Origin of the sequence: Sporolactobacillus shoreae, assembly GCF_004684935.1 — a bacterium.
GTDB classification, from domain to species: domain Bacteria; phylum Bacillota; class Bacilli; order Bacillales; family Sporolactobacillaceae; genus Sporolactobacillus; species Sporolactobacillus shoreae.
The window spans coordinates 72,332-88,329 of record NZ_SRJD01000008.1 but is presented as its reverse complement, the minus strand read 5'-3'; the positions used below and the strand labels follow the sequence as shown (position 1 = coordinate 88,329).

The window sequence follows — 15,998 nt, the reverse complement described above, 5'->3', positions numbered from 1 at the left end:
CTTTCCACGAACCTGGCTTGTGGTTCTCACAGGAGACTCGTGCTTTCCGCTTCAATCAGCAAAAAACAAGATTGAATTTTAACAAGGCAAAAAAAGGGCTCATTCGTGAACAGCCTGCGTTCTTCACGAATGAGCCCTGATGCAGGTCCAAACTTTATTGATTTTTCGCCAAATTTTCCAGTGCCCAATAATTTGGTTTTCCGCTACCGAGAAGCGGGACCTCTTCCACATATTTAATGTCAGAGGGCATATACAATAATGACATTTTTTTGTTCTTGATAAACTTTTTAAAATCTCTGGCTGAAATCTTGGGCTTTGTGGTAAACATGACGATCTGTTCACCTTTTCGCGTGTCAGGTATGGCAACGGCAAAAAAGGCGGACTCGCCATAGCACTCTAAAGCGAGTTCCTCAACTTTATTCAGTGAGATCATTTCTCCGGCTATTTTCGCAAACCGCTTCAGACGACCGATGATCCGAATGTACCCATCTTTGTCGATTTCCGCGATATCGCCGGTATTGTACCATTCACCGCAAGGCACAAACCCTTTTCCGTGAATGAGATAGCCTTTCATGACATTGGGGCCTTTGAGCAACAGATTTCCGCCTTCCTGAACGCCTTCCACTTTGGCAATCTTCGCTTCCATTAACGGGATCAGCCGGCCTACCGTTCCCTCTTTGTGGTGTTCATGCGTATTGAGCGAAATTATCGGCGACGTCTCCGTTGCTCCGTAGCCCTGAAGAATGTTAATCCCAAACTTGTCGTGATAAACTTCCAAAACGTCTTTCTGCAGCTTTTCTCCACCGGCAACGACAATTCTTAGCGTCTGGAACTGCTCTTTCGTGGCGAATTTAGCGTAATTCTCAAAGAAAGTGTTTGTGGCCACAAAAAGTGTGCTCTTATCCTTTTCAATCGCCTTTGGGATCTCTTTATAGTGAAGTGGCGATGGATATAGGAACACTTTAGTATTTGTAACCAGTGGAAGTATGGCCCCCACAGTCATACCAAACGAATGAAAAAGAGGCAGCGGGTTGAATATCCGATCAGTGTCCCAGATTTCGATATGAGCAAATACTTGCTTGATATCGGCGTAAATATTCCGATGGGTCAGAATAACGCCCTTGGGTTTCGATTCCGTTCCGGAGGTAAATAAGACAACCTGCGACGAGTCTCTTTTTTTGAAACGCGATACCCGCGATTCAATAAGCCCGGACAGTTTGTGAAGGGTAGAGATACCGTCCCGTAAATCCTCCAGGTAAATAACTTTAACCTGTTTTTCCATCTCTTCAACGGTATAGCCGAGATCAGCCACCTTCACAAATTCCCGTGATGTGATCACCGTCTTCAGGGAAGCCGTCTCAATACAATCGATGATATTCTGCGTTCCCATCGAAAAATTTAAAATGCACGGCTGCTGCTCATTTTTAAACAAAGAAAACAGCACGATGACATGCGCGACCACGTTCGGTAAAAAAAGACCGACTCTTTCTTCATTCTTCACGACTTCATGAATCTTTTTACTCATAATATTTACAGCGATTAAAAACCGGTTATAGGTTAATGAACTATTCACATCCTCGATAATCACTTTTTTCGGATGCGCCTTAGCCTGCTTCACCATTTCATCAAATAAATTCACATCGTCCGGTAATTGTAATACCAAAACTTTCACTCCCAATTAAAAATATTCAGTTCTTGTTTATATCATTAATAGATTAAAAAAGCAAGGGCAAGATGGATGGAATTACCAAAATAACACATATACATTATGATTGATACTAAACCACCATTGAGAATACGAAAAAAACATGAAAAATGTTCCATTAATGTGTGCTAGTGATTTACTCAACTTGTGCAGTTTAATCAAGGTAGTAGGCTTTGATATAACTGTACGGACACGCAAACTATTGCTAGATTTAATGTGCCACCATCTTTTTGATTTCCTGTAAGCCGTCTAAAAGCATCCTTTAGACTGTTGATAAAACGTGTGAGTGGACTTCAAAGTCTAATTGACATTCCATTATTGAGTTCATAGAACAATGCCACAGCGTGTCTGACCATCTGGATTGCATAGGTTCTGCTAGGCAAAAAGATAGACCCCATATGGTAATTTAGCATATCAGCTAAAATATTATCGCAATAGTGAAATACTTCATGAATATAATGGTGTAAATATTTTTGCAGTATGTATAATGAAAATTAATAAAACGTTTGAGATGGGGAGACTATTTCTATGAGTAAAATCATGAGAGGTGCAGAACCAAAGAACTATGTAGGCAACTCGGTGGGCGTACTGGTACTACATGGATTTTCTGGGACACCGCAGAGTGTTCGTCCCTTAGCTGAAGACCTGGCTGCGAGAGGATATACAGTGAGTATGCCACTGCTAAAGGGACACGGCCGAACCCCGGAAGAAATGGAACAAAGCAGCTATCAGGAATGGATCAAAAGCTGTGTGAACGGGTTGAATTGGCTTAAAGAGCATACCCGAAATCAGTACGTTTTCGGCCTTTCAATGGGCGGAACGCTGGCCTTGTATCTCGCAGAAAATTATCAGGTGAGTGGATTAATTTTATTAAACGCCTGTTACTCCAGACTTGGAATGTTCAACATGTACGAAGATCTTCACCAGCGAGGTATTGCCTTTGCCGAGAATGACGGATCGGATATAAAAAAACCCGGCGTTAAGGAAGTGGCATACAGCAAGATCCCTGTCCGTTCAGGCTTTGAATTTAGAAAGCTGGTAGATATTGTACAATTGGGAAGTTCAAAAGTAGATGTGCCAGTCATGATTTTCTCAACTGTTCAGGATCACGTCGTTAATTTTAGAAGCGGGACGGATATCTTCACAGCTATTTCTTCAAGAGAAAAATACTTCTACACTCTAACAGAGAGCGGCCATGTGGGCTTGCTGGATTTTGATGCAGAGACTATCAAACGGATCACAGCTGAATTTATTGCGGATCAGGTTAGTCATGTGGGGTGATTATTCGGATTTTAGAAATACTATTTACCATAGTGAATAAATTTTTAAAATCATGTCAGAATATATGACAATTTGTGTTAAAAATATTGATCTTGGAATTAATGTTTGGTAGAATGATAACCGTTAAGTTGTCAGTAAGTTTAAAACATTTAAAACATAACGACATGATGAAAAATATCAGCTTTGGAGGTGCTTTAAGTTGTTAAATAGAACTTCATGAACTCAGTGCAGATTATTTTTTTTACTTCAACTGGTTATGACGACATTACCTCATAGTATAAACATCTTTTTATTTAGAAAGGTGAAAAATTGATGGATTCAGTAGGAATTGTTGGCAACTTTAACCTCGATGTGGTGATTAGCAGTGTTGACCATTTGCCAGATTGGGACGAAGAAGTAATGGCGGACAGCTATGAAAGGCGGGTTGCTGGAACCGCAGGCTACATGGGAATGGCACTTAATGCTTTGAAAGTTCCCTCAGTTATTATTTCAAGCATAGGAGATGATGGGAATGGAAAATATTTGATTGATCAATTAAACTCACATGAGATTTCAACTAATGGTCTAGTCTCCATTCCTAATAGCATGACACCAACGAGCTTTGTGATAGTAAATGAATTGGGTGATCGGGGAATTGTCTCCGTGACCGGAGCACATAATAAATTCAGCATGGAGATCTATCAAACAAAAAAAGAATTGTTAAATTCCTGCCGTGAAATTGTAATTTGCGGAAATTATCTGCTTCCTGGCTTTTCAGTGTTTGATGCAGTTAAAGTAGCTAAAGAACAAAAAGCAAATGGAAAATTGATTTATTTTGATCCTTCATGGGATCCGAATGGATGGAAGGAGGTGACCCGACAGGGAACTTTGAATCTTCTTAAATATATTGATGTATTTCTACTTAATGAAACCGAGCTGTACCATTTAACACAACTAAATAATTTGAATGCGTCATTGAAATATCTTGGTAAGTTCTGTAATGAAATTATTGTAAAACTCGGGGAAAAAGGATCTGCTGCGCTGGTCAACGAAAAAATATTTACAGTTCCAGCTTTTAAAGTATCTGCAATCGATACAATCGGAGCAGGAGATATTTTTGACATGGGGTATTTATACGCTGCAAGGAAGAAGATGTCCGTGAATCAACGCCTTGAGTTTGCGGGCAAAATGGCTTCATTAGTTATCTCCCAAAAGACAAGAGAAAGTTATCCGGGAATAAAACAAATCAAGAGTTTGTCGGATCATAATTAAGTCATCCATAATGGAGGGATTCATAGTGAAAGGCTATAGAAAAACCGCATTTCTTCTTGCTGTTATTTTTGCTATTACGATGCTCGTTTCTGCCTGTGGTAACTCCTCAACCGGTAATAGTTCCAGTACCTCGGGACAGACTATAAATGTACTGTTGCCGCCTTGGGGAAACTTCCCGAAGAGTATGCTAGCACAATTTAAAAAAGAAACAGGAATCACAGTACATCTAACTACAATGTCCTGGGATGATATTCATGACAAGATTGTCACAAGTTCTGCAGCAGGGGTTGCTCCAGCGGATGTAACAGAGTTCGATTGGTCATGGATCGGCCAATTTGGTCAAGCAGGCTGGTATGAACCCTTGAATAAATATTTTAGCAGCAGTGTCATTAATGATACTAAAACGATGCCAATATTTAAATATAAGGGTAACTATTTAGCGATGCCTTACTCGAATGATTTTCGTGTTACTTATATCAATAAAAGCATTTTTAATAAAGCAGGTATAACCAAGATGCCGACGACACCGGAAGAATTAATGAATGATGCGGTTCAGGTGAAGAATAAAGGTGTATTTAAGTATCCAATAGGACTGCCACTCTCAGCAACAGAGGGGACGGCTACACCATGGTACTTACTGACAAAATCTTTTGGTGGGGATTTGTTTGATAGTAACTTTAAACCGGAATTTACAGATAAGAATTCAGCCGGGTATAAAGCAATGGCATTTATTATCAGTGGTTTAAAACAGCAAAAAATCATTGATCCGGCGGCTGTCAGTTTGAAAGACACTGATGTGATCAGCAATTTCCAGCATGGTAAAACAGCAGTCGACCTTGCTGGTTGGGTTGGGAACATGTCACTCTATCAAAATAAAGCTAAATCTACTGTTGCAAATAGTGCGGTCATGATTCCAACACCTGGTGAAAATGGAAAATCACGTACTTTTGGACTTCCAGAAGGATTAGGTATACCGAAGGCTTCGACACATAAAGAGGCTGCGGCGAAATTCATTCAATGGATTATTCAACCAAAACAGTTAACTGAAATTTATTCCAGCCTGGGTCTACTTCCAAACCGCCAGAGTGTATTACAAGAGCTAGATAAGGAAGGAAAACTAAGTGGTGGTAAGACAGTAATCAAAGTGATGCCTACAGTTGAACCACTTTTCAAGCAAGGAGCTCCTTCATGGTACTTGAAATTCAGCACGGATGTTTCAACGACTATTAATCAGATGGCTTCAGGATCTATGTCAATTGATGCAGGATTAAAACATATTGCCGACAATGTGAATCAGATTAATAAGAATAATTAAGAGAAAGATGGATATTTAAGGAAGGGCCACTGTCCAATCCATGCCCTCCTTTATTTTTTACCCCTGATCACCATGACTATCAGTAGGCTGATGGTCTTAAACATACTCAGTAAGCAAAAACGGCTATTTCTTCATAAAGGAGTTACAGAAATGTTGCTGAAAAAGTATATTTTTCCTTACTTACTTATTCTGCCACTGATTATTATCATGATAGGTCTGGTTTTCTACCCGGTACTAGTGACATTTACAGACAGCTTTAAATCAATGAGCTTGTTAAATCCAGGTGATGAAAGATTTATTTGGTTATCAAATTATTATACTTTATTGCATGATCCGACCGTGCTCCGAACATTGGAAAACACTTTTTTTTATTTCTTACTTGCGATTGTTGGTGAATTAATTGGTGGTCTGTTCATTGCAATGGTACTAAACAGAAAATTCCGTGGAAGAGGGCTTGTTCTTGCAGCAGTGATTATTCCGTGGTCGTTGCCACCAGTTGTTAACGGAATTATATGGAAGTGGATTTATGATCCGAGTACGGGAGTTTTGAATGATATCCTTATGAATTTCCACATCATTCAATCAAATCAGATATGGTTGGGTAATTCAACTCTTGCTCTGCTGTGTGTCACTCTGGTTCATATATGGAAAATGATACCTTTGACAGCAGTGATTTTGTTAGCTACTTTACAAACTATCCCAAAGGATCTATATGAGGCAGCAAGGATGGACGGTTCATCACCTATTAATATTTTCCGCTTTATCACTTTGCCTTTTCTAAAACCGGCTATTGTTATTTCTTTAACACAGTCTACAATAGCTGCAATTAATATCTTTGATGAAATTTACGTATTGACCGGAACCAACTTGGGTACGCGGTCTGTTTTACTTCAAAACTATTTAATCGCCTTTCAACAATTAAATCTAGGACAAGGCATGGCGCTATCATTAATGATTACACTAATCACCGTATTAATAAGCATTGTCTATGTCCTGTGGCTTAGAATAGGGAAGGGTGAGAAGATGTGAAACGTAAAATAGGGATTTTTATTTCTATTTTATTAATACTTTTTTGGTCATTGGCACCAGTATATTGGGCACTTCGAACCAGTCTAATGTCTTCAAGCAGCCTTATACAAAAGCCTCTTAAATATTTACCATATCCAATAAATATTGAAAATTACAGTCAACTGCTGGGATTTAACAGCAGTCAGAGTATATGGCCACAATTTGAGAGTGCAATGCTCAATAGTATCATTTCTGCGACAGGGACGACCCTTATCGTTATTGTGATCGCAATACTTGCGGGATACGCCTTCGGAAGGCTAGAATTTGTTGGTAAAAACATCATATTTGTTTCTGTGTTAGTTACCATGGCGCTACCAGCCTATGCAGTGATGATCCCTCTTTATAAAATTATTATCAGTCTGCATCTTATTGATACACAGACTGGTATAATACTAATTTACACATCTGCCTTTGCCCCCTTAGCTGTGTGGTTGATGCGAAGTTTCTTTATGACAATTCCTAAAGATCTTGAAGAGTCTGCGATGGTTGACGGTGCTTCAAGATTCAGGGCACTTTGTACGATACTTCCTATGGCAGCACCCGGGTTAATTGCAGTTGCGCTATTGACATTCCTTAATTCATGGAGTCAGTTTGCGATCCCACTGGTTTTTGCACCGACCAATGCTAAACCACTAACTATTTTAATCACTGAGTTCCAGGGAAAAAGCTTTATAAATTATGGGTTAATGACAGCTGCTGGAATTGTGACAATTATTCCGCCTATATTAATTGTTTTATTCCTCAATAGGTATTTGATTTCAGGTCTGACAGCGGGCTCAGTTAAAGGCTAATAAATATTAGAAACTTACTTTACAAAATAATATGAAAACTTTAAAATTACGTTAGTAAATTACAACGGAGGTTTATGTGGTGTTAAATGCAGGGATACATGCATCCAATAATATAGATAGGAAGACTGGAATCCCATTATATCTTCAACTTATGGACATTATAACAAGGGATATAAACAACCATGTTTATAGACCTGGTGATCAGTTGCCTTCTGAAAGGGAATTCTGTAGTACCTATGAACTAAGCAGAATAACTGTTCGCCAGGCCTTACAAGAGTTAGAGAGAGAGGGATATATTAACAAAAAGCATGGCAAGGGAACTTTTGTAACGAAAGAAATTTTTCAGCAAAACCTTATTAATCTGTACAGTTTCACTGATGAAATGAAACGAATTGGAAAAAAGCCAAGTACGAAAGTAACTAGCTTTGAGATCATTCCTGCAAATGATAACATTGCTCGGCGGATGAAATTAACAGGACATAAGCAGGTTATAAAAGCAAAGCGTCTCAGAATAGCGGATGATGAGCCCCTTATGTATGAAACAAGTTACCTTCCAAGGGATGTCTTCATTAATCTGACAAAAGAGCAACTTGAAAAACAAGCAATGTATGAGATATTCCAACAGGATTATCATATTGGGGTAACTAAGGCTATTGAGGATTTCACTGCAACGACTATGGAAAAATCCGAAGCTGATTTTCTTCATGAGGAAGCTGGTTCTCCTGCTATTCTGATAAAACGTTATGGTTATTATAATGACCAGATTATTGAATACACTACAAGTATAGTTTCAAGTCTAAAGTTCCATTACAGAGTAGAGATTAGTAAGTAGGTTATTTATTTATACAGCTGGTAATAACGACATTACCACTTAAACAGGGAGTGGAGGACTATTGTTCAATCTTTCAGAAACGGAAATTAATACCAAAAAAGCCAGATATACGATTCACGAAATTCAGCAACAGCCAGAACTTTGGGAAGAATTATTTATGTCAATAAAAACAAACAGGAAAAATATTGATCATTTTTTGCAAAATCTGATAGACCGATTTCAATCAATCAGGGTTATATTTACGGGAGCAGGTACTTCTGAATTTGCAGGAAATGTGATTACACCTTTATTAAGAAAAAATTCACACATACCACATTTATCTTATGAATCAATACCGACCACTGATATCGTTTCTGATCCATTATCATTTCTGCTTAAGGATGTACCAACGGTTATTGTCTCCTTTGCTCGTTCAGGAGACAGTCCAGAAAGCGTCGCAGCGGTAAATCTTGCAAGAAAAATAATAAGAAATTGCTTTTTTATTACTATTACCTGTAACGCCAAAGGATCACTTGCTAGACTTATGGAAAAAGACGATAAGTGTTTAACCATTATCATGCCTGAAAAATCGAATGATAAAGGTTTTGCAATGACAAGCAGTTTTACATGCATGCTTTATGCGGCTTATTTGGTCTTTATACCTGAGATGACGGAAACTACTAATAGAAATTTGATTAATACTGCTATCAAATTTATTAAAACTTGTGAAAAAAGCGTAATAAGACTTGAAAAGTTTAAATTTAAACGAGTTATTTACCTTGGATCCGGGGCACTTGGAAAACTCACTCAGGAGGCGGCATTAAAGTGCTTGGAACTGAATGCCGGCAAAATAGATACCTACCATGACAGTTCGATGGGGTTTAGGCATGGCCCGAAGTCACTGCAGTCGGATGAGACGCTGATTATTCTATTTGGGTCATCCGATTCTTATACAAAGATGTATGATTATGATATTGCACTTGAAGTTGCAAGCGAACCGCTTACTAGCAAATTAGCAGTTCTCTGCTCAAATATTGAAGTGGAAAATTACTCCTGTGCAGATTTAACAATTCCATTTTATATAGTTGATAGTATGCATGATAATGATCTTTTGCGTAGTTTTTTCTGCATTCTTTTCTCACAGATTTTTGCATTGCATCATTCACTCATATTAGGCATTACTCCTGATAACCCAAGTCCAGACGGAAAAGTTAATCGTGTTGTTCAGGGTGTAAAGATTCATGATTTTAACTAAGAGGATCATCCATGTCTCAATATCGATCAGTGTCTGACTAAAATATTAATTGGAGGATAATGTTATGGCTTCCATTGTACTTAATCATATTAAGAAGCATTATGGAAAAAGTGATAGTAACGCGGTTAAGGATTTCAATCTTCATATTGATGACAAAGAATTTATTGTACTAGTCGGTCCATCAGGATGCGGCAAATCAACAACATTACGAATGATTGCAGGACTAGAAGATATCTCAGAAGGAGATATCTATATTGATAATAATCGAGTTAACAAACTAGCTCCGAAAGACAGAGATATTGCAATGGTTTTTCAAAGCTACGCCCTTTACCCATATATGACAGTATATGAAAATATCGGCTTCGGATTGAAAATGAGAAAGTTCAAGAAACAGGAAATTGATGAAAGAGTTCGACATGCAGCAAAGATACTTGGACTTGAACCGTACTTAAAGCGTAAACCAAAAGATCTGTCAGGGGGGCAACGACAACGTGTCGCATTAGGGAGGGCAATCGTTCGGAATCCTAAGGTGTTTTTAATGGATGAACCTCTCTCGAATTTAGATGCAAAGCTTAGAATACAGATGCGTTCTGAAATAATCAAGCTACATCGTCGCCTAAACACAACTACGATTTATGTCACCCATGATCAGGTCGAAGCTATGACAATGGCTGACCGTATTGTAATTATGAAAGATGGCGAAATTCAGCAGGTTGGTACACCTGAAGAGATTTATAACCAACCGGCAAATATATTTGTGGGTAGTTTTATTGGTTACCCCGGAATGAACTTTATTCCTGCTAAATTTTCTGAGGGCTCAATTCTAATTGAAAATAGTCGCTTTAATCTTCTTGATGAAGAAATAAAGCTACTCACAAAGCATCATTATCAAGATAAATCTTTGATCGTTGCTATTAGACCAGAAGATATTCATATGGCTTCTGCTGGTACGGATTCTTCGTTTGAAGCCCTTATAGAAATTTCAGAATTATTGGGATCAGAGAGTGTTCTTCATACAAGTATTCATCATCATGACCTGCTTGTAAAAGTGTTTGCAAGTAATATTAAAAGCAATGACAAAATCGACTTACAATTTGATTTTACAAAGATGCTTTTCTTTGATGCTGAAACAAAAAAGCTAATTCATTAACCCATTGTTTGAATAATTGTCTAGAAAAGTATACAGTGCACCCCTGATGTTGGATTCTAAGATCCAATGGATGGGGTGCATTTTTGGCAATGATTAGCCCCTAGTGTACAATCATTCTTTTTTAACAACGCGTTTATTTTGCCAATATAGTCTTCAACATCATTTTATTGAGGGTAGCTGTGATACCTATGAGTGGACGGCACGTCTCATTTGTAGTTGCAAGTTTGAGTAGCTGAATCAAATGATCTTATATTATTTTGAGTGAACGGATCAGGTGACAGGAACCATCAACCCAGTCGCCAAAACAATTTGCAATTTCCTGCGCAAATGAGCAATTTTTCCTATGATTATATGTTTAATAATGTATAATAAAATTAACATGTTACGGTTCGTTTCCAGAATAGTTCTCTTGTTTGACCGAAGCGTCATTTAACTTCCGGCAGATCCCCTAGTCAGCTTTTAATAGCCGATCAGACCGGCTGAAATGAATCGATGAGATGAAACGAAGACTCTGAGCATCACGAATTTTTCCTCCTTGCTTCTATTTAATGATATAAATTTTACTTCTAGTGCAATGACGAAGGATGAGGCGTTATATGAAGGCGATCTTCATCAAAAAGAATGAACATGTCCGATTGAATCGGAGCGAGAGCGAGCGGAAATTTACTGTCTTTTGCAACAAATCAATTTCCTTCGCATTTGTGGCCCACATTCTGCTCATTCCCATTTTTTTCTTATTAGGCAATCCCTATGTTCTTACCAGTGATTTGATTGCGGTTGTCCTCGATCTGATCTGTCTGCGGCTGATTAAAAAGGATTTTATCCGTATGTCCAGCCTGATCTGGGTTCTTGAGATTACGGTACTATCCAGCATTTGTGTGTTTGTCTTTGGATGGGGACAAGGGCATTATTATTATTTATTTTCCTTAATACCTGTTGTTTTCTTCTCACGGTGGCCGCAATTTTTGCGCATCATCATTTCTGCTTTCCTTTTCTCGGTGACGCTGTACCTTTATTACTACACGCACATGTATTCTCCGATAACAGTCTTAACCCCGTTTATGGCAACTTTTATGTATGTATTTAACGTGACAGCGAACTTCATCGGACTTGCCTATGCGTCCTATTACTACCGCCAGTATTCGGAACGGCTGGAGCAGAAACTTCAGAAACTGGCGAACACGGATGACCTGACCGGCATCCGCAATCGTCGGTGTTTCGAGCGCACGGCAAAGTCTCAGCTTGAGCACTATCGCGGTCATGAAACGCAATGCGCCCTCATCTATTTTGATCTTGACCATTTCAAAAGGATTAATGATACGTACGGACATGCGGCCGGAGACCGGGCCTTAAAGGCTGTTTCGGATGCATGCCGGCAGTTGCTGCGGAAAGAGGATCTCTTTGCCCGTATTGGCGGTGAGGAGTTTGCCGTGCTGCTTGTCAATACGACACATACGGAAGCCGCCCAGGTGGCTGAGCGGCTTCGAAAGTGTATCGCCTCATGCAGCTTAGTACTCGAGGATGGTACGCAGCTGTATTTGAGCGCAAGCGTTGGCCTTGCCGCTCCTCAAACAGATGATGACAAACTGTCTCAACTTATGGCTCATTCGGATCTCGCACTGTATCAGGCGAAAAGAGGTGGAAGGAATCAGGTAGTTTCTCTAATATGATGTACATCAGGTTGACGATCCTGGCCTTGTACATAAAAGGCTGAAGGCAATGATGGAAACAATAGTGCGGTAATTAAGGAATACCGATAAACGCCAGCAAAAGAAGCATCAACAAGTCACGCTCATCATTCGTCGTTGAACGGAGGCAAAGGCCTTCTACATCCTCGCGTAAGCCACAATTCACCCATGCTTTTTCACAGCATCTTCATTAATATTGCGCGGCTCGACATGTTTGAGCTGTTTGAGACGGTGGGTTCCCCATTCATACATCAGATCAATGATTGGAAGAAGTGTCAAGCCAAGTTCGGTGATTTCATAGTCAACCCGGACCGGAACCTCTGGATACAGCTTGCGAGTGAGCAACTCGTCCTGCTCCAACTCGCGCAGCTGTTGCGTTAATACTTTATTGGAGGCGTTCGGCAAGAGTTTCTTCAATTCACCGAAGCGATAGACCCCGTCTTTCCCCAAGTGATACAAAATGACAATTTTCCACTTGCCGCTGAACATGGATAGGGTCAGTTCCTTAGCGCAGCTGTAATCTCCGGATAGCAATTTTTGCTGGACATCTTTTCGTACGACATCAGTCATTTATCTGCCTCATTTCTTTATTTAAGTTACCATCAGGTTACTGGATAACAAAAAAGTGCGTACTTTAAAAAATAATATACCTAGTATACCATATAGTTGTTGGTGTTAAAAAGAACCTAAGGGGGACTTTAGATATGAGCAAGGTTGCAGTCATTGTAACGAACGACGTTGAAGATATTGAATTTACGTCACCGAAAGACGCTTTGGAAGCTGCCGGACATGAAGTGACGGTTATTGAAAAAGAAGCGAATACCACGGTCACCGGTAAACACGGCACGGAAATTCATGTGGATAAAGGCATTGATGATGTGAAACCAGAAGACTTTGATGCACTGCTTGTTCCAGGTGGTTTTTCGCCAGATCAGTTGCGTGTTGATCCACGTTTTGTCGCATTCACAAAATATTTCTTAGGCTATGACAAGCCGTTGTTTGCGATCTGCCATGGCCCGCAGCTCTTCATCCAAACCGGTTTGGTCAAAGGTCGTACGCTGACAGCTTATGAATCGATCCAGCCGGATCTGTACTATGCAGGTGCGATCGTTAAAAATGAGCCAGTCGTCATTGATCATGCACTGGTGACAAGCCGTGTTCCGGATGACCTTCCGGAATTCAACTCAGCCATTGTTAAGGCGCTCGTTTAATTTTTGCATATCAATCTTGGAAGTGCATCACATGCCTTTGGATCGGCAGGCGAAAAACCTGCCGGGTCTGAAGGCATTTTTTTTTGTGGAAAGCACCATCAACCGGCGGGGCACAAGCACGAAGTTTGCATCGGTTTGAGAGCCTGTGGTAGACTCTGAGTGCTGATCGATAGGTGAAAAAGTCGCTCGAGCTGCTATCAATCGATCAGAGATTTGGAACGAATCGTATGAAGCAAGCATCAATCACGGGGGTGTCTGTATGAAAATTGAAGTATGGTCGGATATCGCCTGCCCGTTCTGTTACATTGGCAAACACCGATTGGAAGAAGCGTTGAGCGGATTTTCTCATAAAGACCAGGTAGAGGTTGCATTTAAGAGTTTTGAACTGGATCCTGGTGCTCCGAGAAGCACTGAGAAAACTATTTATGAGAAACTGGCGGCCAATTATGGTATCAGTATTGAGCAGGCGAAGCAAAATACGAAGAGCCTGAACCTTCAGGCGGCGAATGTCGGTCTGACATTGAATTTTGACGGGATCAAACTGACGAATACATTTGACGCGCATCGCCTGATCAAGTGGGCGATGCACTTTGGAAAAGAAGCGGCTGTTACAGAAAAACTGTTCCATGCTTATTTTATTGAATCCAAGAATTTGGGGAGTCTGGAAACACTGGCAGACATTGCCGAATCAGCGAATCTGGAGCGAGACGAAGCATTGAAGGTAATTAATGACCAAGCACTCTATTCGGATGAGGTACGTTCGGATGAAGACATTGCCCGGCAATACGGGATTAATGGTGTACCCTTCTTTATTATTAACCGCAAATATGCGATTTCAGGCGCTCAGCCGACAGATACCTTTGTCGCGGCGCTTCAGCAAGTGTGGGAAGAAGAAAACCCTGCACCCAAACTGCAGGTTCTTTCATCTGATGCCGGTGATGGATTTTGTGCCGACGGGCACTGTGTGATTCCTCAGAAAAAATAAAAAGATGCAGTTGGCACCTGTTTGTTCTAAGATTTGGCGCTCACTGTGACTACTTAGGCAGCTGAACGAGGCCAATGGATCAAATACCCGGATCGCCAAGACACTCCGCCTTCGATTGCCCGTCATAAACTACATTGGCGGGCAATTTTTCATCGCTTCATTAGAGCGTCAGTGTCGGTGTGGCCATTCCTCAAACTGGTACTAATAAACTGTCTGATGGTACGAGTGGATCGAGCACTTTATCAGGCGCAAAGAAGGGACAGGAATAACGAGGCATTGTTGATCTGATTGAAGCCGAAACTCCGGACTTCGGGAATCAGTTTTTTTTTCAGCAGACATAAGGCGTCGGAAAGAGTTATTCATCCGTTTAAGCGAATAATCGTTCATGGAACAAAATTGATTAAATATCAATATATTGATAAAATATGCATATGATGATGGCGGAGGTGTAATATGCCGAAAATTAGACCGAGTTCTGATTTGAGAAATAAATACAATGAGATTTCGGAGTTCTGCCACGAATATTCAGAGCCTGTTTACATTACAAAAAACGGACAGGGAGATTTGGCAGTTATGAGTATTGAAACGTATGAAAGGCTAACCGGAAAGTTTGAGCTCTACAGGCTTCTGGACGAAGGCATGGAATATGTGGAGAAACATAAGGCAATACCTGCCGAAGAAGCATTCAAACAAGTAGAAGACGAATTAACTGAATGAGACCATACAAATTGTCGATGACTCAAATTGCAGTGAATGATTTACATGAGATTTCGGAGTATATCGCAAAAGAATTGAGGGAGCCGGAAACTGCCCGGAGCCTGGTTATTAAAATCAAAGAAGCTGTGATGGGATTATCTGAGATGCCGGCGCGTTACGCGTTTGTAGCAGATCAATACCTTTCTTCCCGGGGAATTCGTTGGTTAATGGTTGACCGTTACATCTTTTTTTATCTTATTGATGAAGAGGAGTTCACAGTTATTGTAGTCAGGATTTTGTACGGCAAGCGGAATTGGAAGCAATTTCTGTGATCTAAAGTGATGATTGGCGGCGCATATTGCGGGTGCTTTTTTATTAGGCATGAACAGGACAAGCTTTGACCAATGACCCATTCGGCGTATAGGTGGAGAAAAATATACTGCTTTCCTTTTTTAGTATATATGATTCGTCCATTTATTTATAGTATACATAAATTAGAGATGTCATTACTGATCCGAATGAAATGGGTATCATGGTTGAAACAACGATATATAAACATATTGCAGTTTTTTACGACACAGCGAATGCTTAGGTCGGTTACTATTGTAAACTCAAAGAAAACAAGAAAGAACTGGATATTGTGGTTGAACTTCCTGTCTCCCGAGTTTTGTATGGAGCTAAGTATCGGGAAAATTCGCATATTCCTGAATCAGATGCGATTATTGAATTGGCCGATGATGAAAGCAAAAGACGCAATGTGCGCTGATAATTACAAAACGAGCAGAGGACTA

Annotated in this window: 15 protein-coding genes; 13 read left to right on the top strand and 2 right to left on the bottom strand. The window is 40.0% G+C overall.

Going from position 1 to position 15,998, the window contains the following annotated elements; translation table 11 throughout:
• Positions 1 to 154 precede the first annotated feature (154 nt).
• On the bottom strand, positions 155 to 1,672 hold the full coding sequence (locus E4665_RS08785; protein ID WP_422067251.1) for an AMP-binding protein: 1,518 nt from the start codon (positions 1,670 to 1,672) through the stop codon (positions 155 to 157).
• A gap of 561 nt (positions 1,673 to 2,233) precedes the next feature.
• On the opposite strand from E4665_RS08785, the gene E4665_RS08780 reads away from it, so the two are divergent.
• From E4665_RS08780 to E4665_RS08740, 9 genes are all read left to right on the top strand, one after another.
• Positions 2,234 to 2,986, top strand: coding sequence for an alpha/beta hydrolase (locus E4665_RS08780; RefSeq protein ID WP_135348418.1), 753 nt, complete (start codon positions 2,234 to 2,236; stop codon positions 2,984 to 2,986).
• 312 nt (positions 2,987 to 3,298) lie between these two features.
• Positions 3,299 to 4,237, top strand: a complete 939-nt coding sequence (locus E4665_RS08775; protein ID WP_135348417.1) for a carbohydrate kinase family protein — start codon at positions 3,299 to 3,301, stop codon at positions 4,235 to 4,237.
• A 25-nt stretch (positions 4,238 to 4,262) separates the two neighbouring features.
• Positions 4,263 to 5,552: an ABC transporter substrate-binding protein gene (locus tag E4665_RS08770; RefSeq protein ID WP_167815167.1), complete on the top strand. Its 1,290-nt coding sequence runs from the start codon at positions 4,263 to 4,265 to the stop codon at positions 5,550 to 5,552.
• A 150-nt stretch (positions 5,553 to 5,702) separates the two neighbouring features.
• Entirely contained in the window at positions 5,703 to 6,581 is an 879-nt protein-coding gene (locus tag E4665_RS08765) for a carbohydrate ABC transporter permease (protein WP_167815166.1), read from the top strand.
• Positions 6,578 to 7,411 carry a carbohydrate ABC transporter permease gene (locus E4665_RS08760; RefSeq protein WP_206663572.1) on the top strand — a complete coding sequence of 278 codons (834 nt, stop codon included), beginning with the start codon at positions 6,578 to 6,580 and terminating at the stop codon, positions 7,409 to 7,411. Before E4665_RS08765 ends, E4665_RS08760 begins: the two co-directional genes overlap by 4 nt.
• Before the next feature lie 79 nt (positions 7,412 to 7,490).
• A complete protein-coding gene (locus tag E4665_RS08755; RefSeq protein WP_241654767.1) occupies positions 7,491 to 8,243 on the top strand; it encodes a GntR family transcriptional regulator in 753 nt (250 codons plus the stop codon).
• Between the two features lie 61 nt (positions 8,244 to 8,304).
• Entirely contained in the window at positions 8,305 to 9,477 is a 1,173-nt protein-coding gene (locus tag E4665_RS08750; RefSeq protein WP_135348414.1) for an SIS domain-containing protein, read from the top strand.
• Between the two features lie 64 nt (positions 9,478 to 9,541).
• Entirely contained in the window at positions 9,542 to 10,627 is a 1,086-nt protein-coding gene (locus E4665_RS08745) for an ABC transporter ATP-binding protein (RefSeq protein ID WP_135348413.1), read from the top strand.
• 596 nt (positions 10,628 to 11,223) lie between these two features.
• On the top strand, positions 11,224 to 12,297 hold the full coding sequence (locus E4665_RS08740) for a GGDEF domain-containing protein (protein WP_167815165.1): 1,074 nt from the start codon (positions 11,224 to 11,226) through the stop codon (positions 12,295 to 12,297).
• Positions 12,298 to 12,477: 180 nt separating this feature from the next.
• On the opposite strand, the gene E4665_RS08735 is transcribed toward E4665_RS08740, so the two are convergent.
• Entirely contained in the window at positions 12,478 to 12,885 is a 408-nt protein-coding gene (locus tag E4665_RS08735; RefSeq protein ID WP_135348411.1) for a winged helix-turn-helix transcriptional regulator, read from the bottom strand.
• Between the two features lie 134 nt (positions 12,886 to 13,019).
• Here E4665_RS08735 and E4665_RS08730 point away from each other — a divergent pair, with 134 nt between their 5' ends.
• The 4 genes from E4665_RS08730 (at position 13,020) to E4665_RS08715 (ending at position 15,539) form a co-directional block, all read left to right on the top strand.
• Complete coding sequence (locus tag E4665_RS08730) at positions 13,020 to 13,526, top strand: type 1 glutamine amidotransferase domain-containing protein (RefSeq protein ID WP_135348410.1); 507 nt, start codon at positions 13,020 to 13,022, stop codon at positions 13,524 to 13,526.
• 259 nt (positions 13,527 to 13,785) lie between these two features.
• Entirely contained in the window at positions 13,786 to 14,511 is a 726-nt protein-coding gene (locus tag E4665_RS08725) for a DsbA family oxidoreductase (RefSeq protein WP_135348409.1), read from the top strand.
• Between the two features lie 453 nt (positions 14,512 to 14,964).
• Positions 14,965 to 15,228: a type II toxin-antitoxin system Phd/YefM family antitoxin gene (locus E4665_RS08720; protein WP_135348408.1), complete on the top strand. Its 264-nt coding sequence runs from the start codon at positions 14,965 to 14,967 to the stop codon at positions 15,226 to 15,228.
• Positions 15,225 to 15,539 (top strand): type II toxin-antitoxin system RelE/ParE family toxin, encoded by a 315-nt coding sequence (locus E4665_RS08715; RefSeq protein WP_135348407.1) that lies wholly within the window; start codon positions 15,225 to 15,227, stop codon positions 15,537 to 15,539. The genes E4665_RS08720 and E4665_RS08715 overlap by 4 nt, the downstream gene beginning before the upstream one ends.
• Positions 15,540 to 15,998: the final 459 nt, after the last annotated feature.

Bases quoted from the DNA above. Each gene is read 5' to 3' on its own strand.
- E4665_RS08780 (WP_135348418.1), top strand. From the start codon at position 2,234: ATGAGTAAAATCATGAGAGGTGCAGAACCAAAGAACTATGTAGGCAAC.
- E4665_RS08775 (WP_135348417.1), top strand. From the start codon at position 3,299: ATGGATTCAGTAGGAATTGTTGGCAACTTTAACCTCGATGTGGTGATT.
- E4665_RS08765 (WP_167815166.1), top strand. From the start codon at position 5,703: ATGTTGCTGAAAAAGTATATTTTTCCTTACTTACTTATTCTGCCACTG.
- E4665_RS08745 (WP_135348413.1), top strand. From the start codon at position 9,542: ATGGCTTCCATTGTACTTAATCATATTAAGAAGCATTATGGAAAAAGT.
- E4665_RS08740 (WP_167815165.1), top strand. From the start codon at position 11,224: ATGAAGGCGATCTTCATCAAAAAGAATGAACATGTCCGATTGAATCGG.
- E4665_RS08735 (WP_135348411.1), bottom strand. From the start codon at position 12,885: ATGACTGATGTCGTACGAAAAGATGTCCAGCAAAAATTGCTATCCGGA.
- E4665_RS08730 (WP_135348410.1), top strand. From the start codon at position 13,020: ATGAGCAAGGTTGCAGTCATTGTAACGAACGACGTTGAAGATATTGAA.
- E4665_RS08725 (WP_135348409.1), top strand. From the start codon at position 13,786: ATGAAAATTGAAGTATGGTCGGATATCGCCTGCCCGTTCTGTTACATT.
- E4665_RS08720 (WP_135348408.1), top strand. From the start codon at position 14,965: ATGCCGAAAATTAGACCGAGTTCTGATTTGAGAAATAAATACAATGAG.
- E4665_RS08715 (WP_135348407.1), top strand. From the start codon at position 15,225: ATGAGACCATACAAATTGTCGATGACTCAAATTGCAGTGAATGATTTA.